At 43.9% G+C, this 23,284-nt stretch carries 21 protein-coding genes and 3 pseudogenes; 16 read left to right on the top strand and 8 right to left on the bottom strand.

The window, feature by feature from the left end; genetic code table 11:
- The first annotated feature begins 64 nt into the window (after positions 1–64).
- The 8 genes and pseudogenes from bioA to V6N89_RS06990 all read left to right on the top strand — a co-directional run bounded on the left by bioA (position 65) and on the right by V6N89_RS06990 (position 8,279).
- Complete coding sequence (gene bioA, locus V6N89_RS07035) at positions 65–1,330, top strand: adenosylmethionine--8-amino-7-oxononanoate transaminase (protein ID WP_346993585.1); 1,266 nt, start codon at positions 65–67, stop codon at positions 1,328–1,330.
- A 93-nt stretch (positions 1,331–1,423) separates the two neighbouring features.
- The gene (locus V6N89_RS07030) at positions 1,424–1,939 is read left to right on the top strand and encodes a DUF2937 family protein (protein ID WP_338520237.1); all 516 of its coding nucleotides are present in this window, start codon (positions 1,424–1,426) and stop codon (positions 1,937–1,939) included.
- Between the two features lie 414 nt (positions 1,940–2,353).
- A complete protein-coding gene (locus V6N89_RS07025; protein WP_346993584.1) occupies positions 2,354–4,495 on the top strand; it encodes a methyl-accepting chemotaxis protein in 2,142 nt (713 codons plus the stop codon).
- Positions 4,496–4,519: 24 nt separating this feature from the next.
- Positions 4,520–5,345: pseudogene (locus V6N89_RS21715) on the top strand (CheR family methyltransferase).
- On the top strand, positions 5,345–5,953 hold the full coding sequence (cheD, locus tag V6N89_RS07005; protein ID WP_431189772.1) for a chemoreceptor glutamine deamidase CheD: 609 nt from the start codon (positions 5,345–5,347) through the stop codon (positions 5,951–5,953). Before V6N89_RS21715 ends, cheD begins: the two are co-directional and overlap by 1 nt.
- 8 nt (positions 5,954–5,961) lie before the next feature.
- Positions 5,962–7,002 (top strand): protein-glutamate methylesterase/protein-glutamine glutaminase, encoded by a 1,041-nt coding sequence (locus V6N89_RS07000; RefSeq protein ID WP_346993582.1) that lies wholly within the window; start codon positions 5,962–5,964, stop codon positions 7,000–7,002.
- A 218-nt stretch (positions 7,003–7,220) separates the two neighbouring features.
- Positions 7,221–7,634 (top strand): BLUF domain-containing protein, encoded by a 414-nt coding sequence (locus V6N89_RS06995; protein ID WP_338516951.1) that lies wholly within the window; start codon positions 7,221–7,223, stop codon positions 7,632–7,634.
- A gap of 363 nt (positions 7,635–7,997) precedes the next feature.
- A complete protein-coding gene (locus V6N89_RS06990) occupies positions 7,998–8,279 on the top strand; it encodes a hypothetical protein (protein ID WP_338516950.1) in 282 nt (93 codons plus the stop codon).
- Positions 8,280–8,329: 50 nt separating this feature from the next.
- Here V6N89_RS06990 and V6N89_RS06985 read toward each other — a convergent pair whose 3' ends face one another.
- A complete protein-coding gene (locus tag V6N89_RS06985) occupies positions 8,330–9,484 on the bottom strand; it encodes a GNAT family N-acetyltransferase/peptidase C39 family protein (RefSeq protein WP_431189791.1) in 1,155 nt (384 codons plus the stop codon).
- Between the two features lie 38 nt (positions 9,485–9,522).
- Positions 9,523–11,011 (bottom strand): annotated as a pseudogene (locus V6N89_RS06980) (RimK family protein).
- Positions 11,012–11,271: 260 nt separating this feature from the next.
- On the opposite strand from V6N89_RS06980, the pseudogene V6N89_RS06975 reads away from it, so the two are divergent.
- A pseudogene (locus tag V6N89_RS06975) lies at positions 11,272–12,242 on the top strand (calcium/sodium antiporter).
- 16 nt (positions 12,243–12,258) lie between these two features.
- Here the strand turns inward: V6N89_RS06975 and V6N89_RS06970 are convergent.
- Positions 12,259–12,732: a hypothetical protein gene (locus V6N89_RS06970; protein ID WP_338516949.1), complete on the bottom strand. Its 474-nt coding sequence runs from the start codon at positions 12,730–12,732 to the stop codon at positions 12,259–12,261.
- A gap of 264 nt (positions 12,733–12,996) precedes the next feature.
- Between V6N89_RS06970 and asnS the strand changes: the two genes are divergently transcribed.
- Positions 12,997–14,394, top strand: coding sequence for an asparagine--tRNA ligase (asnS, locus tag V6N89_RS06965; RefSeq protein WP_338516948.1), 1,398 nt, complete (start codon positions 12,997–12,999; stop codon positions 14,392–14,394).
- 105 nt (positions 14,395–14,499) lie between these two features.
- Here asnS and V6N89_RS06960 read toward each other — a convergent pair whose 3' ends face one another.
- The gene (locus tag V6N89_RS06960; RefSeq protein ID WP_338516947.1) at positions 14,500–14,700 is read right to left on the bottom strand and encodes a helix-turn-helix domain-containing protein; all 201 of its coding nucleotides are present in this window, start codon (positions 14,698–14,700) and stop codon (positions 14,500–14,502) included.
- A gap of 55 nt (positions 14,701–14,755) precedes the next feature.
- A complete protein-coding gene (locus V6N89_RS06955; RefSeq protein WP_338516946.1) occupies positions 14,756–15,394 on the bottom strand; it encodes an AraC family transcriptional regulator in 639 nt (212 codons plus the stop codon).
- 181 nt (positions 15,395–15,575) lie between these two features.
- Here V6N89_RS06955 and V6N89_RS06950 point away from each other — a divergent pair, with 181 nt between their 5' ends.
- The 3 genes from V6N89_RS06950 (at position 15,576) to V6N89_RS06940 (ending at position 17,149) form a co-directional block, all read left to right on the top strand.
- Positions 15,576–16,553: an SDR family oxidoreductase gene (locus V6N89_RS06950; protein WP_338516945.1), complete on the top strand. Its 978-nt coding sequence runs from the start codon at positions 15,576–15,578 to the stop codon at positions 16,551–16,553.
- 66 nt (positions 16,554–16,619) lie between these two features.
- The gene (locus V6N89_RS06945; protein ID WP_346993580.1) at positions 16,620–16,862 is read left to right on the top strand and encodes a hypothetical protein; all 243 of its coding nucleotides are present in this window, start codon (positions 16,620–16,622) and stop codon (positions 16,860–16,862) included.
- Positions 16,859–17,149 (top strand): hypothetical protein, encoded by a 291-nt coding sequence (locus tag V6N89_RS06940; protein ID WP_338516943.1) that lies wholly within the window; start codon positions 16,859–16,861, stop codon positions 17,147–17,149. Before V6N89_RS06945 ends, V6N89_RS06940 begins: the two co-directional genes overlap by 4 nt.
- On the opposite strand, the gene V6N89_RS06935 is transcribed toward V6N89_RS06940, so the two are convergent.
- The 3 genes from V6N89_RS06935 to V6N89_RS06925 form a co-directional block, all read right to left on the bottom strand.
- The gene (locus tag V6N89_RS06935; RefSeq protein ID WP_338516942.1) at positions 17,146–17,703 is read right to left on the bottom strand and encodes an invasion associated locus B family protein; all 558 of its coding nucleotides are present in this window, start codon (positions 17,701–17,703) and stop codon (positions 17,146–17,148) included. The two genes, V6N89_RS06940 and V6N89_RS06935, sit on opposite strands and share 4 nt — an antisense overlap.
- Positions 17,704–17,708: 5 nt before the next feature.
- Entirely contained in the window at positions 17,709–19,031 is a 1,323-nt protein-coding gene (locus V6N89_RS06930) for a hypothetical protein (RefSeq protein ID WP_346993579.1), read from the bottom strand.
- A gap of 137 nt (positions 19,032–19,168) precedes the next feature.
- Positions 19,169–20,374, bottom strand: a complete 1,206-nt coding sequence (locus V6N89_RS06925; RefSeq protein WP_346993790.1) for a hypothetical protein — start codon at positions 20,372–20,374, stop codon at positions 19,169–19,171.
- 250 nt (positions 20,375–20,624) lie between these two features.
- Here V6N89_RS06925 and V6N89_RS06920 point away from each other — a divergent pair, with 250 nt between their 5' ends.
- Genes V6N89_RS06920 through pqiB form a run of 3 tightly spaced genes read left to right on the top strand, consistent with a single transcriptional unit; the run spans position 20,625 to position 23,271 of the window.
- On the top strand, positions 20,625–21,110 hold the full coding sequence (locus V6N89_RS06920) for a paraquat-inducible protein A (RefSeq protein WP_338516938.1): 486 nt from the start codon (positions 20,625–20,627) through the stop codon (positions 21,108–21,110).
- A complete protein-coding gene (locus V6N89_RS06915) occupies positions 21,107–21,619 on the top strand; it encodes a paraquat-inducible protein A (RefSeq protein ID WP_338516937.1) in 513 nt (170 codons plus the stop codon). The genes V6N89_RS06920 and V6N89_RS06915 overlap by 4 nt, the downstream gene beginning before the upstream one ends.
- Entirely contained in the window at positions 21,616–23,271 is a 1,656-nt protein-coding gene (gene pqiB / locus V6N89_RS06910) for an intermembrane transport protein PqiB (RefSeq protein ID WP_338516936.1), read from the top strand. Before V6N89_RS06915 ends, pqiB begins: the two co-directional genes overlap by 4 nt.
- The last annotated feature ends 13 nt before the right edge of the window (positions 23,272–23,284 follow it).

Genomic DNA, 23,284 nt, shown 5'->3' with positions numbered 1-23,284 from the left:
GTCTATGCGTCATTGCAAAGTTGTCAACTCTGACCATTTCAAAAGCTTTACTAACGGTTAAATTTTGAACAATATAGAATTCGATAAACAACACATTTGGCACCCTTATACGTCTGCGGTTAACCCGCTTCCTTGTTACGAAGTCACCAGCACCAAAGGCGCTGAGCTTACTCTAGCCACTGGCGAAGTACTGGTTGATGGTATGTCGAGTTGGTGGGCCGCCATTCATGGTTACAACCATCCTGTACTGAATAAAGCCGCTCATGATCAAATAGAGGCATTTTCTCACGTCATGTTTGGCGGTATTACCCACCAGCCCGCCATAGATGTGTGTAAAACCTTGCTCGATATGGTGCCCGCAGGATTAGAGCGCGTGTTTTTGGCCGACTCTGGCTCGGTATCGGTAGAAGTTGCCATAAAAATGGCTATTCAGTATTGGGCATGCCAAGGACGCGCTGAGAAATCGCGTATTGTTGCGCCTCGCAACGGCTATCATGGTGATACTTTCGCCGCCATGAGTGTATGCGACCCGGTAAACGGCATGCACAGCTTGTTTGAAGGCGTGCTTAGTAAACAGATATTCGCCCCTGCCCCACAAACCCGTTTTGGCCAAACCTTCAGCGAAGACGACATTCTTCCATTAGAAGAATTGTTTGAAAAGCATCACCACGAAATGGCCGCCCTTATTTTAGAGCTTATTGTTCAAGGTGCGGGCGGCATGCGCATTTATCACCCGGAATATTTAAAGCGCTGTCGCCAGCTGTGCGACAACTATGATGTATTGTTGATTTGCGATGAAATTGCCACGGGATTTGGGCGTACCGGTAAACTATTTGCGTGCGAACACGCAGGTATTTCACCAGATATCATGTGCTTAGGTAAGGCTATTACCGGCGGTTACATGACGTTAGCGGCCACTTTGTGCACCGAGGATGTGGCGCTTGGTGTTTGCCAAGGCGAACCTGGTGTATTCATGCATGGGCCTACGTACATGGGAAATCCACTAGCCTGCGCCGTCGCTAATGCAAGTTTGTCGTTGATTAATCAAAATCACTGGCAACAACAAATTCCTGCCATTGAGAAACAATTACAGGCCGAGCTTGCAAAATGTGCAGAGCTTCCGCGTGTTGCAGATGTACGCGTGCTGGGCGCTATAGGTGTTGTCGAAACCGTAAAACCGGTTAATGTCGCTGAAATTCAGCGCCATTTTGTGAAGCATGGCGTATGGATACGACCTTTCGGGAAGCTGGTATACATTATGCCTCCTTACATCATAAACTCAGAGCAACTCAGTATGTTAACGCATGCCATCTATACTAGTTTGAAGTAGCAGTGAGGTGACATTGCACAAGTCACAGTTAAGTTATTGATTGCTCAACACAAGCGGCTGGCCAGTAAGTTAGATGATGGAGTAAATAGAGAGATGATTGTTAGAGTATTTGATAAGGTGCTATTTGCCGTTTTGTTTATCATTACACTACAAGTACCTATTTTGGCCGACCATTATCGTCAGTACTTAAGTGGATATTATGATGCGCTTCGTGATGAAGTGACAAGCTCAACCGAGCTAGCGAAGCAGCATGGTTTTTCTTCGGTAGAAGCCATGCTGGAAAGCTTGCAACAAAACAATGAAGCTGTCGTTCGAGACAATGCTACTTTGAAAGCCGAGCGCTTCGCACAAATTACCGCGATAGAACAAGGTATGCGTAAATTAGAACACGGGCATTACTTCGAAAAGCTCGTGTTTATGGCAAACCCAGCGCAATACAATACGCTAGACAAAGTTTTAGATAACTTTTCCCCGTCCGTGCCTCTTACCCCATCATCAGTAGTGTTCAGCTTAGTGACCGCAATATTATTGAATTTGTTAATTTGGACGCCACACCTTTGCTACTGCCAAGTGAAAAAGGTAAGAAAAAGACCAACGGGTTACGCTTAGGCGTGTTTCCCGTAAAAAACGCACCATCAAAAATTTTATTAAACTAAAGTCTAACAAATTACACATTATTTCAATTCTTTGTCTACACTTTCCCCAACAGCCGAGATTTTAAACAAAATTTAATAAATCTCTCACTCTAGCTGATGTAGCAGATGACAGCATTAATGCGCATTCCGCTGCAATAAATAACAGCGTGTTTAGAAGACTTGGCCCCAAGCAAAAAAGGTAATGCAGTTAAAAGCGCTGCAAAAAGGAGCTTAGCTGTTTGCATTATCGCTTAGCGCACAACGAGGAACACCTCAAGCGCAAAGCGTTTTTGTAAAGTGCTGTGACGTAACTGAAAACACAGAAATGGCGTATTTGGTTACTTAGATGCACTTTCAGATATTGTGAATTGTTGATCAGGAGCGATCTATGAAATTGGCAAACTTCCTAAAATCCAATAGTGACTCAGTGTATACCACACATCGCGTTCAAACTTTAGAACAAAGCTCGACAAGCTTTATGATCGCTAATGCAGACCGCATTATTATCTATGCGAATAAAGCGGTGGTTTCATTGCTTAAGAAAAGTGAAGAAGAGCTACGCAAGGTATTGCCACAGTTTTCTGCCGATAACCTGATTGGGCAGAGTATTGACCAATTTCATAAAAACCCCGCTCACCAGAGCAGTATTCTTGCAAATTTACGCGACGTAATGGTGTCGTCGATAACGGTAGGTTCGCTTAACTTTCGCCTGACGCTCATGCCACTTAAAGATGAAAATGGCGCTAGTATCGGAACGGCCGTTGAGTGGCTGGATATTAGCGAACTGTTACTGAAAAGTGGCATGTTAGATGCCCTTGACCGTTCGCAGGCCGTGGTTGAGTTTAGTAGCGATGGGCATGTATTAAATGCAAATGAGAATTTTCTTTCCATTACAGGCTTTGAGCTACGAGACATTCAAGGGAAGAGCCACAAGATACTTACCCCTTCTGACGATAAAAGTGTAGCGACCAACCAAGAAGTTTGGTCACAAATGAAACAAGGCAATTATCAGACTGGTGAGTATCGGTATGTGCGCAAGGATGGTGAAGAGGTATGGTTACAGGCCTCCTACAATCCCATAATGAATAGCTCTGGGCAGGTTACTGGTGTTGTGCAATATGCTACTGATGTGACCGCAGAAAAGATGCGTAATGCAAATTTTGCTGGGCAGATTGACGCAATAAGCAAGTCACAGGCAGTGATCGAGTTTCATTTGGATGGCACCATCATTACGGCTAATGACAATTTCCTGAATACCGTTGGCTATTCGCTTTCTGAAATTAAAGGTAAACACCATAGTTTATTCGTTGATGCCGAATATAGAAGAAGCCCAGAATACCAAGATTTTTGGGCACAACTTGGCGAAGGCACTCACGCAAGCGGAGAATTTAAACGCATTGCAAAAGGCGGAAGAGATGTTTGGATCCAAGCCACTTACAATCCGATATTTGATGTTAACGGCAAACCGTTCAAAGTAGTTAAATACGCCACGGATATAACGGCAACTAAAGAGGCAGTTAATGAAATTAAACGCGTTCTGCTGAACCTGGCTGACGGTGATTTAACAACGCGATTAGAAGTTGAGTTTCAGGGTGAATTTATTCAAATTAGTTCAGCTATGCGTTCGTTTATTGAAAATCTCGTGAACATGATTTCAGAAATTCGTTCTGCGTCAGACTTAATTAACACCGCCGCTACTGAAATAGCCCAAGGCAACAGCGATTTATCAAGTCGAACCGAAGAACAAGCATCCAGCTTAGAACAAACCGCGTCAAGTATGGAAGAGCTAACAGGCACGGTTAAGCTCAACTCTGAAAATGCAGATCAAGCGAACGGCCTTGCCTCGCAAGCTTCAACCATAGCCATTGATGGCGGCAAGCTCATTGGCCAAGTAGTCGATACCATGGGTTCCATAAACGAGTCTGCGCAAAAAATCTCGGATATCATTGGCGTTATTGACGGGATTGCATTTCAAACCAATATATTGGCACTAAACGCTGCGGTTGAAGCTGCAAGAGCTTGCGAACAAGGCAGAGGTTTTGCGGTGGTGGCCTCTGAAGTACGTTCACTTGCACAACGCTCAGCAGAAGCCGCTAAAGATATCAAAAACCTTATTTCAGACTCGGTTAACAAAATTGAAAATGGTAACGAGCTAGTTAATAAGTCTGGAAAAACCATGGAAGAAATTGTCCTTTCCATTAAACGGGTCAACGACATTATGGGCGAAATTGCTGCAGCATCTTCTGAACAGGCGTCAGGTATTGATGAAGTGAGCAAGGCGGTCTCTCAAATGGACGAGGTCACTCAGCAAAATGCTGCGCTTGTTGAAGAAGCGGCAGCGGCCGCAGAAAGCTTACAAGCTCAAGCGCAAAGCATGAATAAGCAAATCTCCGCCTTTAAACTAGACGAAGAACAAGGTAGTCCGCAAAAAACAATGCTTTCAGCCGTTGAGAAAATGTCGGCACCAAAGGCAAAGAAACGGCTAGTGAAGATGGCTTCTACCGAAGATGATGAATGGGAGTCATTTTAAGGTAGACGCCAACGGCTGCAGTGTATGGAACATCGAGAGTTTGAGTTTACCGTCAACGACTTTGATAAAGTGCGCAAGATACTGCATCAGCGCGCCGGTATTTGCTTAGGACAGAGCAAAGATTCTATGGTTTATAGTCGACTGTCACGTCGCTTGAGAGCGCTACGTTTGTCGCGCTTTGCCGATTATCTACACTATTTAGAAACCAACAATAGTGAAATGGAAAACTTTATTAATGGACTAACCACAAACCTCACTTCCTTTTTTAGAGAGCCACACCACTTTGACGTATTGGGGAAATTTCTTTCAGCTAATGCAGGGCACAAAACCATTTGGTGCGCTGCAAGCAGCACAGGAGAAGAAGTCTACTCTATTGCTATGACGGTAATCAAAGTGTACGGCAGTTTTGACGTACTAGGTTGATATTATTGCAACAGACATTGATAGCAATGTGTTGTTAAAAGCAACCCAAGGGATTTACACCGAGGACACGGCATCCACGTTGTCGATAGAAGATAAAAAGCGCTTTTTTCACAAAGGTACTAAGCAGTAATGAAGGCTTTGTACGCGTCATACCTGAGGTGCGGCAGCTGATTAGTTTTAAACAGTTGAACCTTATTGATAGTTCGTGGGCAGGTATTCCTGACGATTTAGACGTCATTTTTTGCAGAAATGTCATGATTTATTTCGACAAAACGACGCAAGCCCATTTGCTACACCTAGGTTTGCTTTGAAACTTAAAGATAATGGATTGTATTTTGCGGGTCATTCGGAAACGGTTTCTAATCTTAATTCGAGTCTTAAGTCAGTAGGGCGAACCGTTTACCAAAAGCATGGAAGGAATGTGTGATGCAGGTGAACTTTGACGCCTCGCCAGAAGCTAACCTTTACTTCGATCGATATTTCAATTGCAACGCCGTTAAGATCCTCCCCGGTGAATTTTACGCAACGTCAAATGACCACCTTATTGTTACTGTACTGGGCTCATGTATAGCAACTTGCTTGTTTGACCCAGCGAACAATGTGCGAGGCATGAACCACTTTTTATTGCCACGGGATGATACTGAGAAATCGATTCTGATTTCCGAGTCGGCGAGATACGGCACCTATGCAATGGAATTGTTGATTAACGAAATGCTCAAACTAGGTGCAAAAAAGAACCAAATAGTGGCGAAAGTATTTGGGGGTGGCAATGTTATGAAAGGCCTCATACATAACAACATTGGTCAAAGAAATGTAGATTTTGCCTTTGAGTACCTGAAAAAAGAATCTATTCCCGTTGTCGCAAGTGACGTGCTGTCTGACTACCCAAGAAAGGTCTACTTTTTTGAAGAAGATGGCTTGGTCAGAATTAAAAAAATAAAAGCACTTCACAATACCACCATTTTGGACAGAGAGAGCGAGTATAGAGTTAGGCTTAAGAATGCAACCATCGATAACCCCGTCGATTTATTCTAGGAGACGCGATGATAAAAGTTTTGATAGTCGATGATTCTGCGCTTATTCGTAGCTTGTTGTCGGAAATTATATCCGCCACTAAAGATATGGTTGTGGTAGGCACAGCGCCCAATGCCTATGTGGCTCGCGATATGGTAAATGCCCACAAGCCCGACGTGATCACATTAGATATTGAGATGCCCAAAGTGGATGGTATTACATTTTTATCAAAGTTGATGAAAGCCAGACCAACACCGGTAGTTATGATTTCAACATTAACTGAGAAAGGCGCCGAAGCAACGTTGAGGAGTTTAGAGCTAGGCGCGGTGGACTATATTCCAAAACCCAAAATTGGCGTGGCTGAAGGAATAGAAAAGTACAGTGAACTTATTTTGCAAAAAATTCGATTTGCATCGCAATCAAAAGTAAAAAAGTTGACAACCACAGACACTGTTAAACAGCAGTCCATTATTACGGGCACCGAAAAAATCATTGCTATTGGCGCGTCTACGGGAGGGACAATAGCTATAAAACGCTTTCTAGAGTCTATGCCAGCAGATGCCCCCGCAATTGTTATTACTCAGCACATGCCCCCTGGATTTACCAAAACGTTTGCACAGCGGCTTAACCTGTCATGCAGTGTAAACGTAGCCGAAGCTCAAGGTTCTGAAAGGTTACTTCCTGGCTCGGTTTATATTGCGCCAGGAGATGTGCATTTAGGCATTGAACGAAGCGGCGCAGACTACCGCACAGTATTAATTGATTCAGAACGCGTTAGCGGGCATAAGCCCTCGGTTGACGTGCTATTTGATAGTGTAAGTACCGCTGCGGGAAAAAATGCAATAGGCATCATTATGACAGGAATGGGCAAAGACGGTGCGGCTGGGTTACTGAAAATGAAGCACGCTGGCGCGTTTACCCTTGCCCAAGACGAAGCCTCTTGTGTCATCTTTGGCATGCCTAGGGAAGCAATTAAGTTAGATGCGGCGCAAAAAGTATGTGACCTAGATTTACTTCCTGACGAAGTGTTTGAGTATTTGCGCCAACATGGCGGTAATTCGAGGCTATGAAATGCTCACATTACCCGAAAAACGGCTATATTTTAAGTCGCAGCCAAGGCAATGATGACATGTTTACCTTTATGTATGGTGGTGCTACACCACTACTTATGCGTTTTCACTTTTGAATAATGAATGGATCTTGTATTACCCACTTGTGGTTAGGTTATTTGGGCTATCGGCCTTGTGAAGACAACCTTTTACAACCTCCTACACGATGAGGAGTAATTATGTTTCTCGTTAGACTGATTTACGCAAGTACTATTGGCGATAACTTTAAACCAAGTGACATTGAGTCAATTTTGTCCTCCGCTCGGAAGAATAACAAACAGCATGGTATTACTGGCATGCTATGTTTTAATTCACGCTACTTTTTGCAATGCCTAGAGGGGTCTCGGTCAGCGGTGAATAATTGCTTCTCGCTAATACAAACGGATACTAGGCATAACGCCATTATGTTGTTGTCGTACACTGAAATTGAACAACGGGCGTTTAGTTCGTGGGAAATGGGCTATGTATCAGAAAAGGCAATTACCAAGCGTTCTGTTCTACAATTTAGTACTAAAGACACGTTTGACCCTTACTCTATGCTGGGTGACAGCGCACTTTCATTGTTAAAAGACTTTAAACCACTGGCCGTATAGCAGCTAAGAACGTCCATCATGCTGGGTTTTGCGTTTTGCATTACGCAACATTACTACACAGCTAGACAGTAATGTGTGTATCACAATGCAAACTGTTTGTTTGCTTTTTATACAACTAAATTCCTATACCTAACACGCTGATTCGATAATTAACACGGTATTTCATTGTGTTAGCTTACTTTCTATTCACTTTGGCATTGAAGATGCAATGCTACAAGTGAAAGGTAAGTGAATGACATGTAGGTAATACACAAGTCATTAAAGCGGTAGGGTCACAAGATGATTTTTGGGTACAAGAACTCTAAAGAATCATTTTTAAACAAAAACTTACCCTATTAGAAGTGTTGTATAGGAGAAGTCATTATGCCAACTGACGCACAATTATTGATCGGAAAAGTGTTGCAAATTAAAGACAAAATCAATGCTAAGCGCCATTGCATCCCCCGAGATTTACAGGGTGAATGGAAACAATTAGACAAGCAGACTGCTTGTTTTGAAAGCGCTTCGTTGTTCAAAGATGCCGTCAAAGGCGAGCAACTTAACAAACACATTGAATACACAGGTTCAGTAAAAGAGCTATCGCAATTAGTGAGCAAATTAAAGTCGTTAAACAACAAAGTACGTGTTTCGCTAGCGCACCATTAAGGAAAGCCCGCTAGGCTGGCTTTCCTATTTCGCTATCGCACTCGTTAACGTTATTGAGGTTGGTTTAGTAAAACCAGTGTTCTCACTTTACGCGTACCGTAGCTTGCAAGGCGCATAAAGTCTTCACGCGCTACCGGAATATGTTGGTATTCAATAGGTTGCCCTTCGCTTGCGTCTGGGTCGTGCAGATAGTAACAATGTGCGTCAAAGCTGGTAATGGCCACCCAGTGCGGAATTTTTTTCTTGTCAAACGCATACGTACTGATAAGGCATAACACCGTACTGCCCGCTCGCAACGCGTCATCAATCATGTCGGTGTGCCAGTCTGCTATTTCAACATTGATATCGTGTTCAGCAGCATCTTTTTTGAATTGTGCTTCTACGCTTTCTACAATAGCCTTTTTTTCCGCATTGCGCACGCCATCTACAAACAAAGGCACGTCTTGGTTAATTACCACTCTAGCCGTAAAACCTTCATTATGGGCAGCGAGCGCCAAGCCTACTGGGTGACAACCACCATGACCTGACATCATAAAAATAGTGGTAGCTTGCCGCCACAGTGCCAACTCTTTTTGCTGCGTCATTTCATAAGCATTATCTAGTGCACACATGGCCATCATGAGCGCTGACGGACCGCACGTAAAATCAGTGGTTTGTTGATACCAAGGATACACTGTTGGCTTGGCGGCACGTGTTGGCACCAAGACTTTCTGCATTCGTAGCGCGTCTGTATGATCATCGTAATAGTCGGTGTACATACCAAATTGACTAAAGCCAAGTTTTTTATACAGTGCAATAGCGCCGCTATTGCCTACTGCGACTTCAAGGCGCATAAAGCGCTTTCCCCGCGAAAGCGCCCGCTCCCCCAAGCTGTTTATTAGATGCTCAGCAATACCTAAGCCTCTTGCGCTTGGTAGCACAGCAATTGAATATAGCCTGGTCAGCTGTGTACCTCGTCGTAACAGTAAAAGCCCATAACCTACAATGCCAGAAGCCGAATCTTTTGACGCACCGCTGTTTATCGCGCTTTGAATCTCGGCAACAACAAGCTCTGCATGTGGCGCTTCAATATAAAACTTAAATCGCGATTTGCTTAATCTGTCAGTGGTGAAACAAGTCTTTTCAATAAACTGCAGTGCATTTAAGTCTGCTTGTGTAGCCACCCGCAAGGAAACACCGTTTTGCTCATTGCGTGACAATGGCATTTCCAGTTCATTGTCATGTCTTAAATCAGCCGATGTAATCATCGCCCTCTTTGCTCCAACCTGTCCGCGAATTCTTGCATGATGAGTTCATACAAGGCTTTGCCTAAATATTTGTCTTCGACGCCTGAGTCGATACTTGGGTTGTCGTTAACTTCAATTACGTATACCGCGTTACCTGATTGTTTAATATCGACACCGTACAAGCCATTACCAACCACTTTAGCTGCTTTAACTGCCGCTTGAAGCACAGGCTTAGGCACTTCAAAGGTGGGCATTGTGGTAAACCCACCTGATGAAAATCTGTCACCTTGGTGGTTGTATATTTGCCAATGGTTGCGCACCATAAAATACTGACACGCGTAGATTGGCTTTCCACCTAACACGCCAATTCGCCAGTCAAACTCGGTAAAAATATATTCTTGAACCAACACCAATGCGGATTCCGCCAACATTTGTTCTAGTCGCTGTTTAAGTGCTTCTTTGTTTTCTGCTTTGTATACGCCCCTAGAAAATGAGCTCTCCGGCAATTTGAGCACTAGCGGTAGACCAAGGTCATTAATAAGTTTGTCGCACACTTCATCACTTGCACTTGATACAAACGTTGCCTTTGGAGCTAGGTACTTTTTGATAGGCAAATGCATCTTGCAAAAACACTTTATTGCAGCATCTTAAAATTGACTGAGTGTCGTCCATCACCACAATGCCTTCTCGCTCAGCCGCACGGGCCAGTCGATAAGTGTGATGATCAATCGCTGTCGTTTCACGAATAAACAAGGCGTCATAGTGACCCAGTTCTTCGTGCGACAAACGACTTACTACATCAGCACGAAAACCCGCTTTTTCGGCTGCGCGCACAAAGTTTTTAATCGCTTTCTCGTCACTTGGCGGCGTGCTTTCTTCTGGATTAACCAAAATGGCCATATCCCAACGCGCCTTCTTGCTTGCCTTGCTCGCACGCCATTGTATTTTGGTATAGGCGATTAGCTGCTCAACAAAACGCGCTTGTTGTTTATCATTCAATTCATTAAATGCTTTGGCCTGAACACTCGCCACACCTTCTAACTGCACTTTGCCAGACGCTTTTGTCGACGCCTTGGTATGCGTGACTGTAGGCGTTAACAATAAAACTGGGCATGGATACTTTTCGAATGCTTGTCTTGCAAGGCGCTTAAAGCGCTGATCTTTCACTTCACCAAACAGTACCAATAAAGGTTCATCGGTAAGCGCAGTGTCGTCTTTTGCAACAGACATAGAAAACACAATACGGTCTATGCTTTTTTCTTCAGCCATGCGTAGGTCGTTAATGGTATTAACCGACGGCAACACTGAGTGACTTCTTGCTTGCGCCAACAATGAACAGTAGTAGCCTTCGCTTAAATAGCGAGACGTGTCACATAAGTTTATGACGCGAGTTTTTGGCTCGTTCAGTTTTGGAAACTCTGCAAGATAGTCTTGAAAAGTGAGTACTGTTAAAGCGGTGTTACAAAAAGGGGTAACATCATCAGTAACAATCAGTGTATTGTGCATGTAATTCGCTTCTAAAAAGTAAGTTGTCGGTTACAATAACGTAGGTGATTGCACAAAACGCAACCACATTTAAAACTGCGCTGAGTTTACGCTTAACTAGCGTTTTGCAAAGCAATATCAGCACGGCTTTTTTTCATCGTTAAGACAACGAATTCTTATGCAGTGATGAAGACGCGAGTGACCTCTTTTAGAAGAGGGCTACGCCAGTGATAGTTAGCTGAAATGACGCGTAGCGAAATACAAAAATTTAAGGAGTAGGTATGTTATTAGCCAGTTTGGCTATCGCAATCGGGTTACCCGTTTTGCTTTGGAGTGCAGGAAAGTTTGTTGGTGGCGCTGCTTCGGTAGCCAATCACTTCGGTGTATCCCCTCTTCTAATCGGTATGCTTATCATTGGTTTTGGCACCTCCGCCCCCGAGATTATCGTATCTATTTTTGCCGCCATTCAAGGCAATTCTGGCATTGCTCTAGGTAACGCATACGGTTCTAACATTGCTAATGTCATGCTTATTCTTGGTTTGACTGCATTAATCAGCCCTATTGCGGTCAAATCTGAAATTATAAAAAAAGAGCTACCAGTTCTGCTGGGCATTACCTTCTTCGCTGCGTGGCAGGTACTCGACCAACACGTTTCAAAAGATGATGCTTTCTCGTTACTCGGTTTATTTGTATTGCTTATTTCATGGAGTATTTATCATGGAATGAAAAGTGATAATGATGCACTGGCTTCTGAATACAGCGACGAGATAAATGCCAGCGAAGGGACAGTGAAAACTCATGTTATGTGGCTTATTGCTGGCTTGTTGTTATTGGTAGCCAGTTCTCGCATGTTGGTGTGGGGCGCCGTTGAGGTCGCCACCTTCTTCGGTGTTAGCGATACTATTATCGGGCTTACAGTAATCGCTATCGGCACGTCACTTCCAGAGCTTGCATCTTCTCTTATGGCTGTGCGTAAAGGTGAACACGACCTTGCGATTGGTAACGTGATTGGTTCGAATATGTTTAACACGCTTGCCGTTGTGGGTATTGCTTAGGTACTATTCAGCCTATGGCAGTCAGCGCAGATTTCCTATATCGAGACGTTGTAGTTATGCTTGCCTCTACCGTTGCACTATTTATATTCTGCATCGGCTTTAAACGCCAAGGTCGTTTAAACAGGTTAGAGGGTGGCGCCTTTGTACTCGCCTACGCTGCTTATACCTATTATTTGATTCAAGCCGCGTTTATTTAAATACCGCAAAAATCGTCTAAAAACCTAGCGTAGTAGCTACAGTAATTAAGCTGATAGCTACTATCGCAATAAGCACAATCAAATTTACGCCAAAGTTATCGCTTTGTCGTCGAGTACGTTTTGCTCGCATAACAAAACTAACCACACTGAGCGCTAAGCATACGAGCAACATGATTGTCATTGCATTTACGTGGGTCTGTGACCATGATGTGTCACCTTTAATGCCCCAATATTCTTGAACACCGCTTATAAAGTCTGGCCTTGCGTAGTGAAATAAAATAAGAACAACAACAAGTCCAACCCACCCCAATATATTTAAACCTAACATGACTTTGTAAAACGTGGTTTGTGAACGCGGTGTTGAACGCCTTTCTGCCAGCATTTCATAAGTGACGATATCGGGCTTTTCTTCACGCTGAGGCTTGATGTTTTCGCCTGATGACGAGGTCAACGGTGAATTTGATGATGATGAACTGTTTTTATTTCCCATTTGTCACTCTGTTCTCTGGCATCCCGCTTTAGGTTGAGTATACTAGCGTGCTAGTGGATTGTGCCTTTTTGTCTATTTTTACACCACCATAGCATGCTTCTAGGTATGAATGCGTAAAAATGCCTAGCTAGGTTTGTGTTTTTTATCGGCACAGCAATCCAGAACATTGACCATAAAACAAGTTTTCGTGCATTTTGCACTTTGCTGTTGAATATGACTCAATAGTGAGCAACAGCATAAAATTAGTAAGACGGAGATATTAACATGACGCATGCGCCCGTAGTTGACGTACTTAAAGGTAAGTACGCCGTTGGCGAATCGGTGACCGTAAAAGGTTGGGTAAGAACACGCCGAGACTCTAAAGCAGGTTTATCATTTATTGCACTACACGACGGTAGCTGCTTCGATCCTGTACAGGTTATTGCGCTAAATTCTCTGTCTAATTACGCCGACGTGCAGCGCTTAACAGCGGGCTGCTCGTTGTCTGTTACTGGTACGGTAAAAGAATCTCAAGGCCAAGGTCAGTCAGTTGAAATTGATGCAACAGACGTAGAAATTTTGGGTTGGGTGGAAAACCCAGACACATATCCAATGGCCGCAAAACGTCACAGCATTGAATACTTGCGTGAATATGCTCACCTTCGCCCGCGCACCAACGTAATTGGCGCGGTAACGCGTGTGCGCAACTGCTTATCGCAAGCAATTCACCGCTTTTTCCACGAAAAAGGTTACTTTTGGATCTCTACGCCAATCCTTACTGCAAGTGACACTGAAGGCGCAGGTGAAATGTTCCGCGTATCAACACTTGATATGATGAACATTCCTCGTGACGACAAAGGTAACGTTGATTACTCAGAAGACTTTTTCGGAAAAGAAACCTACTTAACGGTATCAGGTCAGTTAAACGTTGAGACCTACTGTACAGCAATGTCTAAGGTGTATACCTTCGGACCTACGTTCCGTGCAGAAAACTCAAATACTTCTCGCCACTTAGCAGAATTCTGGATGATTGAACCAGAAGTGGCGTTTGCTGAACTTAAAGATGTGGCACAACTTGCTGAAGACATGCTGAAATACGTTTGCAAAGCGGTACTAGAAGAGCTGCCAGATGACATGGCCTTCTTCGCGCAGCGCATCAAAAAGGATGCGATTGAGCGCCTAGAAAAGCTAGTTAACTCAGATTTCGTACGCATGGATTACACGGACGCCATCGAGATATTGCAAAACTGCGGCAAAGACTTCGAGTTCCCTGTTGAATGGGGTATCGATCTTTCTTCTGAGCACGAGCGCTACCTAGCTGAAGAGCACGTTGGCGCGCCAATTATCATGCAGAACTATCCGAAAGATATTAAAGCGTTCTATATGCGCATTAACGATGACGGTAAGACGGTTGCCGCCATGGACGTGCTTGCGCCAGGCATTGGTGAAATCATTGGTGGTTCACAACGTGAAGAGCGCCTAGATGTATTCGATGCACGCCTAGATGAAATGGGCCTTTCAAAAGAAGACTATGCATGGTATCGCGACCTTCGCCGTTACGGCACTGTGCCTCACTCAGGTTTCGGTCTTGGTTTCGAGCGACTGGTTGCCTATGTGACAGGTATGCAAAACGTACGTGACGTTATTCCATTCCCACGTACACCTGGCAACGCTAGCTTCTAAGCGAGACTCATAAATGTCTAAAGCCCGCTTTACTCAAGCGGGCTTTTTTGTGTCTGAGTAATTTCGACAACGCGAGAAAGCATTTTCATCCAAGATCTTCAAGTATTACTGCAAGTTTGACTTACTTTTGTGCGCCTTTTCCCATTGCTTTGGAGACTGCCCATACGCACGTTTAAAGTCGCGACTAAATTGAGAAGAACTTACATACCCGACATCCATGGCTGCAACGCTTACATTAACGCCCTGTGCTATCCGCTTGGCAGCATTATTTAGCCGCATAGATTTGACAAATTGGATTGGAGACATAGCTGTTGCTTGTTTAAATTTTCGATGAAAGACCGCTCGACTCATGGCAACCTTACTAAGCAATTTCATCAATAGTTATATTTTTATGGGCATTGGCAGTTAAGAATTCAATTGCGCGCAATATGGCATTTCCGGCGTTATAACTCTGACGCACTGTACTACCAGCTTCACCTTTTAATAAAGTGTAGTAGAGTTCCCGCAGTCGACTTTTTCCTAGCACTGCCATATCAGCTTCGCTGTCGGTAAGTAATAGAAGGCGATAAAGGGCGTCGGCAAAGTCATCATCCCACTTCGCTGAGGCCATACCCGCAATCGAATGTACTGCTAAATTACTCTCTTCATCCAAGCTCAAGCTTTCTAACTCTATGGCTAATTTTCTCATGATACTGCTATCAAGAGAAACATAGACCCCAATTAATGGCGCCGATTCAGAAGCCTCTGGGATACCCGCTTCGACTGGTATAGGCATGGTGCACAATGTGTATTTACTTGTGTCGAAAATATGCTTATCACCATCAAGTATGGCTTCTTTAGCGCCACTTACAATTGCGGTTAATGACGGCTCGTATACTACGGGAGCACAGTCAATCGGTGCGGTAATTTTAAAAAGCTGCACTCCCTCAATTCCAGTGTCAACCAGGCCGTTTTGGCTAACCTTTTTCTCGATAAGCTCTCTTAGCAATGTTCTACTCACCAAGGCCCCCTTCGCATTTAAACTAGGCTATCAAACTCGAAACAAACACTATCAACCACCTGCTCACACTACAACGCAATGATACAAATTGGCAAATTTTAGCGCCAAATCCGCCTACTTAATCACCATCAAAATCACTATATTGCAAATACAAAACAACTTAAATTTTGAGACAAAAGCTATGACTAAATCATCTTTACACGAGAGAGCAGGTTGGACGCCAACTCGTATGAACAATTTGAAAGACAAGACTTACCTTGTCACAGGTGCCAATTCCGGTGTGGGATTCCAGACCTGTCGTTTACTTCTATCGAAAGGCGCAAGCATCGTTATGCTCAACCGCAGCGAGAGTAAATCCAAATTGGCGATATCTGATTTAAGACAAGAGTTTGGGAATAGTGCGCAAGTGCGATTTATTCACTTAAATTTAGCAAGTTTAGAATCAGTAAAGCAATGTGCACATACGGTGTTAGAACAGGTTCCAATAGTACATGCGCTTATATGTAATGGTGCTATTGCGCAAATAGCAACTCAACAATTTACCGAGGATGGCTTTGAAAGTCAGTTGGGCGTAAACCATTACGGGCACTTTTTACTTTGTGGGTTGCTATTTGACAGATTGGAGGCGTCGCAAGGCAGGATAGTCGTGGTCTCGAGTGAAGGCCACAAAATGGGCTTAAGAAGCATTCAATTTAACGATATAAATTGGGATAACAACTATCACCCTAACAAGGTATACAGTCAAAGTAAGCTGGCTCAGATGATGTTTGCCTATGAACTTCAAAACAAAATAGCCGCCAATAAAAAGCAGGTTAAGGTATACGTGTGCCATCCGGGTGCTTCAAATACATCCCTGATAAGAGACAGTGCCAGTATAACAACACGTTTGACGTGGTCTATCATGGTCAAACTTGGTCTAGCGCAATCTGCAGAAAAAGGCGCCTATCCTAGTGTTATGTGCGCAATTGAAGAAGATCTCGAGCAACGTGCTTATTACGGCCCTACAGGTCTTATGAACTTTGGCGGTCCTGTCGGTCAATGCGCGCTTCAGCCTTTTGTGCTTGATGGAGAGGTGATGCAAAAACTGTGGGCGTTGTCTGAAGTCAGTACAAAATTCGATTGGTGTAAAGACACACATCTTTACATAAAATCTAGCTAAGTCGTATGTTTGGGCCTTGGTTAGAGTGCTACTATAAAAGTGCTTTAACATAAAAAGGACTAGATTATGTTTTCAAAATTAATAGCAAAAGGAATACTGTGCTCACTTCTCATCTCATCGACAGCTTTCGCAGCACAGGAAAAAGGCGACGTCGAAACCATTGAAGTGGTAGGTAAGAAGCCGCTTCAATATTTTTTTAAAATGAAAGAGGAAAAGCGCTTCGAGTTTATGGAATCCTTTAATGCGCTTGTCGATGACAAAGATCTGCATTTTGAATGCAGACGAGTGAGAGAAACCGCTCACACATGAAAAAAGAAGTCTGCCGTAACGCATTTGATTGGCGCATAAGGCAAGAGGCAGTCTCTAATGAAATTATTAGCGGCAACATGTCAACAGCGCAGAGTGCGGCGGCCTTAGGAAATATTGAACAGCGAGAGAAACAAGAAGAACTTCTTATAACCATTAACACGCTGCTGGAGACACACCCGGAATTCTCGGAAACATTCACTGAGTTCAACCAAGCGAACCGTGCTTACAAAGAAGCACATGCTCGCGAGTTTGGTTCACTCAGTATGCATGCGGATGAAGAAAACTAAATAGAGGTCACGACCTCTTTAACCGCAGCGTCAAAGTCATCAAGAGAGGCGGGATATGTCACTTGCACACCATCAATAAAGAACGCAACGTACATATTCTCGCCCTTTAACATTTGCAGCAATAGAGTGTCGTCAATCAACGTCTTAACTTCACACGCAGCTTCACCACAACCGTTGATGGGCGCACGATAAAAATCATGTTTATCGACTTTTATCGCTACCCCTTTTGACATATCAGCTTTACCACTAAAGCGCAGCACAAGATGGGGTCTCGTGTCCTGCTTATTTTTTGCGAACATTACCCCTAACACCGTGCGCTCACTGGGCGTTGCTTTTACCTGTTGAAACGCCACACAACTTACACTATCTGACTTTTTAGCAGGGTCGCAATCCACTTGCCATTTTTGAGAAGTAAGTACTTCATCAAGTGCTGAGGATGGCTCTTTTGATGACGTCGACTGAGTGTCTGCAGCCATTGTTGAACCGCATACACCTAATAGGGACAAACAAGAAGCAAGCACAAATGCTTGCTTCAATTTTTTATTCACTATCATGTTATTTAAGCTCTATCGCTTGCTTTTTCTTCGCATAAGGAAGCTTGCAAACAAGCCAATCGCCAATAGCGGCAATGTGACCTAAGTGCAGGCACTTCATCAACTTCAACCGTTAAAGGCGTCTGGCTAATATCTACCGTACCTGTGTCTACAAACGTCAGTCCAGTAATAAATGCATTTGCGTCAGTGGGGTCAAGCCCAGCTTCAGTCTCAATACCTAACACGCGGAATCTGTCCACGCCACCAGGTGCGAAATTAAATTCCACGCCAGCCAATACAGACCCTAAGAAGATAGAATAATCACTGCCATCCCAACCATATAGGTCAAACTCTCCATCACCGATATTTGGCAAAATTACGCTTGCCACATTAGGACCACTGTGAACTACGTAGTCGTACCCTACCGCGACAATAGGGTCGATAAATATTGGCGTGCTTGGCTCGGTTACCTCAAAGGTGAAATCAAATACTTCTGGCGTGTCATCTTCTTCCGGCAATAATGGATTCTCGGGAGAACCAATGTCATTACAGTTCGGCACACATTCGCTAACACCGTTATCCAAGAACAGAGCAGGATTTAAGACCTCATCGCCAGAGTTGGTCACAGCGAAGGCTAAGGTATACTCGCCGTCTTGAGTGAGCTCTTCGGTAAAATTAAATACACCCGATATGCCATCAGAGCCTGTAGTAAAACCAGGGCCAGTAGTGCTTGCCAGCACGTCGATAATGGCCTCGCCGTCAGGACCAATCAGTATAGCGAACGATGGGTCTGTATACGGGATATAATCACGCGCAACATAGTTCCATGACATAGAAATGGTGTCACCAGCCTGAGCAGTAAACGTCTGCGCAATGGCAGAACCATTTGTGAGTTCGTAATTACCATTAGTTGGGCTGTCTTCTAGCTCAGACTGACTGGCCGTATTAAAGACGCCAGGCTGTTCACCGTCTCCCGGACCCTCAGGGATTTCAGGGCCTTCACCACCACCGTTTTGGTTAGTTGAATCACCCACAATTTGCGCCTGGTATAGGCTTCCAACCTCTATACCTAAGAACTCTTCAATTTCAGTAACTGAAGCACCTTGGCCATTAAGGTATGCCATACGTGATTGGAAAGGGCTAAGTGTATAGATTGTGTCGTTGTTGGTAGTGACGTCAGTAACACCCGCGGCCAATACTTCGCCAATGTAGTCCCAACCTGTCAAATCGCCAGTTTCAAAACCGTGATTGTTAAGAATGATTGGTGCACTGATGGCACTAGAGGCACAAAGTGCAAGCGTACCAACCAAAAGGCTTTTTGAGAAAAAAGTAGATCTATCGCTAGTCATGTGTATCGAAACTCCGTTTTCTTTTGTAATGAGTCTTTGGCAAGGCAAGAAACAAGCCAAACAACAAAACTCTTTACTATCAACCAGATAAAGACATTAAAAATTTCACATGTAAATTTATCCGACACTTCCTTGCCCTAAAGCCCTATAGCAGCAGACTTACAAGGGATAACTTCAAACTGATATCCAATTTCGTTACTTTCGTCTTTATCTCTTGTTATTTCTAAAATTTCATAGTCGTTTAGCTCTATTACTCTAGTATTTTCGGCGTGTGCACATCGAGAGCGTGAATCAGCTTCAAATACATAAATGAAGTCAGCTAGAGCGCGTTGCTGCATCTTTTTGAATTCTTTACTTCTCACTTTTGCATCTTTCCATGCCTGTTCAAATTCTTCCTCAATGTCTGCGTTTGCATTGTTGATGTCATTAGTCGCTTTGGTTGCGTCATTAAGTGCCACGTCATTTTCCGAATTGCTCGCTTCATCACCTGTCTCATCCCCTAATTTAACTGTTGAGCCGGGCGATTCAGCCCCCTCATCAGACAACAAATCGCCTTCGTTTTTTTGCGCTTTTTGTTGTTCGGCAATTTTCTGAACAAAGGAATCATAAGCAAATTGAACCGAAACCATATCGCTTGCTACTTGCTCTTCATCCTCCCACATCAATCCCGCTTGCGCCGAAAGCAATGAAAACTCAACCAGTAACAAAATAGTCCAAATGAAGCGAATGAATGTGGTGGTTAGCACAAATCGGTACTCAGGCGGATGCCAAATACGCTTAACACCAAAGGGCTTAAGCACCAGAAGTACCATCATATACAGTGGCGTTAACAGTATTAAAAGGAGCAGCGCCATGATTGACGTAATGAAGAACCACGTTGGCATAGTAAGGATAAGCGCGAAGTTGTGACTATATGGTAATGCGCTGGCCGATACCCCCGCGATATCGTTAACCATGCCACTTGCCGACGCTAATGCAAAATTAGCAATAATGGCGTACACAAATAATATGACCGCCTTGCCTGGCAGACTGTGCCACACAATCATAAAACGGGGCCATATTTCATTAACAATCCCTGCTAACGCAAAGGCATACATTACAACATCAAAAGCGGCACTTTGGACGTTAAAATACATCCCCAGCACCCCCATACCCGTTGCAACAAGGTAGCACCGTTGAGCAAACGTCAGGCTGCGCCAAAAACGTACAATGCCGATGCTACGCTTTGACACAAAGTGCCGTCCTCGCCTTCTCCCAGTGTGATAAAGGCGCTGCACCCCATCAGACGTTTCAGTGAGTTTACTTTTGAGGTGTGCTTGTTTTTCGCTGTTTAAAAATTGCATCACTTCCCGATACCCTCGCAATGCGCTATGCTGTAAATTCTGAAAATCAACAAGTTATAATAGTTTTGATAATACACATTGGCGGTGCGACACACTAATTTTTATGGCACAAACAGAAAACCTAACGTTTGTATGTGAACAATGCCATACACCCGTTAAAATTCCTCATCTTGCCCACAGACAACGCGCGGTGTGCCCTGTTTGTAATCACACCCTAGTGTCGTTTCGCAATTATGCTAATGAAAGACTAATGGCGTATTCTTTTAGTGCTCTAGTGCTTTTACTGCTCTCCCTGCAGTTTAACTTTCTAACGTTTAAAGCAAGCGGTCAAAAACACAGTATCGATTTACCCAGTGGAATTACGGTTCTTATTGAGCAAGACTACTTATCGCTGGCTATTATCACCAGTCTTGCCACCGTTTTACTACCCGGCATTGTGTTATCCGGCATGTTTTTACTTTCTTTTGCTCAAATGAGGCAGCGTCGCCCTTTTTATCTATACAGGTTATTTCGTGTTGTTAAAACCTTGCTGCCTTGGAGTATGGCCGAGATCTTTTTGGTTGGAGCACTGGTAAGCCTGATAAAAATCACCGAGCTTGCCGATGTGGCTATAGGCATGTCGTTTTACGCATTCATTGGTTTTTCGGCGTTTACTGCCCTATGTATAAGTCAGTTCGACACGACGCGAACTGAAATGTGGCTGGCTAGGGGCATTCCCCCTCGCCCAAGCCCTTGAGTGAAGCGCAAGCAAGTGAAAGTATTCAGCGTACATGGGCACTGCTTTTGACAGCCTGTGTGTTGTATATTCCTGCTAATGTTCTGCCAATTATGTATACTGAACTTTTCGGGCAAGAAACGCCTAACACCATAATTGGTGGTGTTATTTCCTTATGGGAGTCAGGCTCTTACCCTGTAGCATTAGTTATTTTATTTGCTAGTGTTGTTGTACCTGTTGCGAAAATAGTCATACTTGCATGGCTCAATTTTTCCGTTCAGCGCGAAAAAACAAGTTCGCAGAAACTACGGATTCGTTATTATCGTATTACCGAAGCTATTGGCCGTTGGTCAATGATTGATGTATTTGTGGTTGCAGTACTCGTTGCACTTATTCAGATGGGCAGCACTCTCTCTATTTACCCAGGCCAAGCGGCGTTAGCCTTTTGTGCAGTGGTTTTTGTAACAATGATTGCCGCAATGACCTTTGACTCGCGGCTAATATGGCAGCCGTGGAAGCAATTACCATGACCGAACATTCGCAGGTCGATGAAGCGACAGTGAAACCAACAAGCTCGATATCACGCATTTGGATTATTCCTATTTTGGTGATTATTATCGGCGGCTGGATGGTTTACTATCAGTGGAAGAACCAAGGCCCACTTATTACCATAGAGCTTCCCTCGGCAACGGGTATTGAAGTAAATAAAACACCGATAAAAGTGCGTGATCTGGACATCGGGCAAGTCAAAAAAATAACGCTCAAGCCGGATTTGAATGGCGTTTTGGTCACCGCAAGAATAGATGCAAGTGCGGCACACTTACTCAATGAAAATGCCGATTTTTGGGTCGTGGCGCCGCGCATCAGTTTTTCTGAAGTTTCCGGCCTAAACACCTTACTTTCAGGCAGTTACATTGCCATGTCTGCCAATGATAAAGGCAACGAAAAACTGCATTTCACTGCATTGGATAGACCCCCAGTTACACCTGCAGGTACACCGGGGCTACATGTTATGTTGAAAAGCGATGATGAGTTTGCCTACAAACCTGGCGACCCTATCATTTACAAAGGCTTCCAGGTGGGTGAATTTGAAGATGCCACCTTCAACATTGAAGAGCGAGTGGTTTATTACGATGCTTTTATTGAAGCCCCGTATCACAAGCTGATCACCGAAAATACGCGCTTTTGGGATGTAAGCGGTGTAAAACTGCTTCTAGAATCCAGTGGTTTAAGTGTTGAAACCGGTAGCTTAGAAACTTTGTTGGCCAACGGGGTAACATTTGGTATTCCTGAAGGTGTGGCTACGGGCGAGCAGGTTGTAGAAAACGCCTTTTTTACTATCTATGGCGACAAAACGGCTGCATCAGACGCTCGATTTAAAGTTTCAGCGGAGTACCTTCTTCTTATAGATGAAAGTGTTCGAGGCCTCACTGTAGGCGCCCCTGTAGAGTATCGCGGCATTGAAATTGGTAACGTAACAGGCATTAATACACAGCCTGCGGTTCAGGGCAATATTTTACAGCAAGACTACCCTATTCCTGTGCTTATCAGTATTTACCCTGGCAAAGCAAGGCAACCTGATACCGAAGAAGGTCTTAACGCCATTAAGCAAACCATACGAAATTGGCTCGAAAGCGATTTGCGCGCATCGCTTCGCATGGGTAACGTCTTGACCGGAGGCCTGTATGTTGACTTACAGCACTTTCCAGAACATGCAGGCGATGCCAAAATTGAGATAATCAATGGCTATGAAGTTATACCTACCGTCAGTAATGAGTTTACGCAGCTCACCCAAAAAGCCGATGCAATTTTGGATAAAATTAATCAGCTTCCCCTAAAAGAGATGGTTGAAAATGTTCAGCTTGCCGTTGAAGATATGAAACAGGCCGCCGAATCAGTTGAGACGGCCAGCAATGACTTCGATTTACTTATCGAAGACATTGACGCGAAAGCCCTCAATAACAATTTGAACCAAGTATTACTAAGCTTAGATGGCCTGCTAAAAAATTACAGCGAAGGCGGCTTTAATCAATCTGAAGTTAAAGAAACAGTTGATGCGCTGCAAGAGACCATGCGCAATATCCAGCCCCTATTGCTTAAGTTAAATCAAACACCTAATAGCCTGATTTTTTCGAGTAACGATGGTGCAGATATTCAACCTAAAGCAAAGCGTGAAGATTAAGAGTATCCCTATG

Source organism: Alteromonas gracilis (assembly GCF_036870955.2).
Lineage (GTDB): Bacteria > Pseudomonadota > Gammaproteobacteria > Enterobacterales > Alteromonadaceae > Alteromonas > Alteromonas gracilis_A.
Note: the sequence above shows the minus strand (reverse complement) of the source record. Positions and strands in the feature narration are given on the sequence as shown.

Coding starts and splice junctions, on each gene's coding strand:
- V6N89_RS07030 (WP_338520237.1), top strand. CDS start 1,424: ATGATTGTTAGAGTATTTGATAAGGTGCTATTTGCCGTTTTGTTTATC.
- V6N89_RS07025 (WP_346993584.1), top strand. CDS start 2,354: ATGAAATTGGCAAACTTCCTAAAATCCAATAGTGACTCAGTGTATACC.
- cheD (WP_431189772.1), top strand. CDS start 5,345: ATGCAGGTGAACTTTGACGCCTCGCCAGAAGCTAACCTTTACTTCGAT.
- V6N89_RS07000 (WP_346993582.1), top strand. CDS start 5,962: ATGATAAAAGTTTTGATAGTCGATGATTCTGCGCTTATTCGTAGCTTG.
- V6N89_RS06995 (WP_338516951.1), top strand. CDS start 7,221: ATGTTTCTCGTTAGACTGATTTACGCAAGTACTATTGGCGATAACTTT.
- V6N89_RS06990 (WP_338516950.1), top strand. CDS start 7,998: ATGCCAACTGACGCACAATTATTGATCGGAAAAGTGTTGCAAATTAAA.
- V6N89_RS06985 (WP_431189791.1), bottom strand. CDS start 9,484: ATGCCATTGTCACGCAATGAGCAAAACGGTGTTTCCTTGCGGGTGGCT.
- V6N89_RS06970 (WP_338516949.1), bottom strand. CDS start 12,732: ATGGGAAATAAAAACAGTTCATCATCATCAAATTCACCGTTGACCTCG.
- asnS (WP_338516948.1), top strand. CDS start 12,997: ATGACGCATGCGCCCGTAGTTGACGTACTTAAAGGTAAGTACGCCGTT.
- V6N89_RS06960 (WP_338516947.1), bottom strand. CDS start 14,700: ATGTCTCCAATCCAATTTGTCAAATCTATGCGGCTAAATAATGCTGCC.
- V6N89_RS06950 (WP_338516945.1), top strand. CDS start 15,576: ATGACTAAATCATCTTTACACGAGAGAGCAGGTTGGACGCCAACTCGT.
- V6N89_RS06945 (WP_346993580.1), top strand. CDS start 16,620: ATGTTTTCAAAATTAATAGCAAAAGGAATACTGTGCTCACTTCTCATC.
- V6N89_RS06940 (WP_338516943.1), top strand. CDS start 16,859: ATGAAAAAAGAAGTCTGCCGTAACGCATTTGATTGGCGCATAAGGCAA.
- V6N89_RS06935 (WP_338516942.1), bottom strand. CDS start 17,703: ATGATAGTGAATAAAAAATTGAAGCAAGCATTTGTGCTTGCTTCTTGT.
- V6N89_RS06930 (WP_346993579.1), bottom strand. CDS start 19,031: ATGACTAGCGATAGATCTACTTTTTTCTCAAAAAGCCTTTTGGTTGGT.
- V6N89_RS06925 (WP_346993790.1), bottom strand. CDS start 20,374: ATGCAATTTTTAAACAGCGAAAAACAAGCACACCTCAAAAGTAAACTC.
- V6N89_RS06920 (WP_338516938.1), top strand. CDS start 20,625: ATGGCGTATTCTTTTAGTGCTCTAGTGCTTTTACTGCTCTCCCTGCAG.
- pqiB (WP_338516936.1), top strand. CDS start 21,616: ATGACCGAACATTCGCAGGTCGATGAAGCGACAGTGAAACCAACAAGC.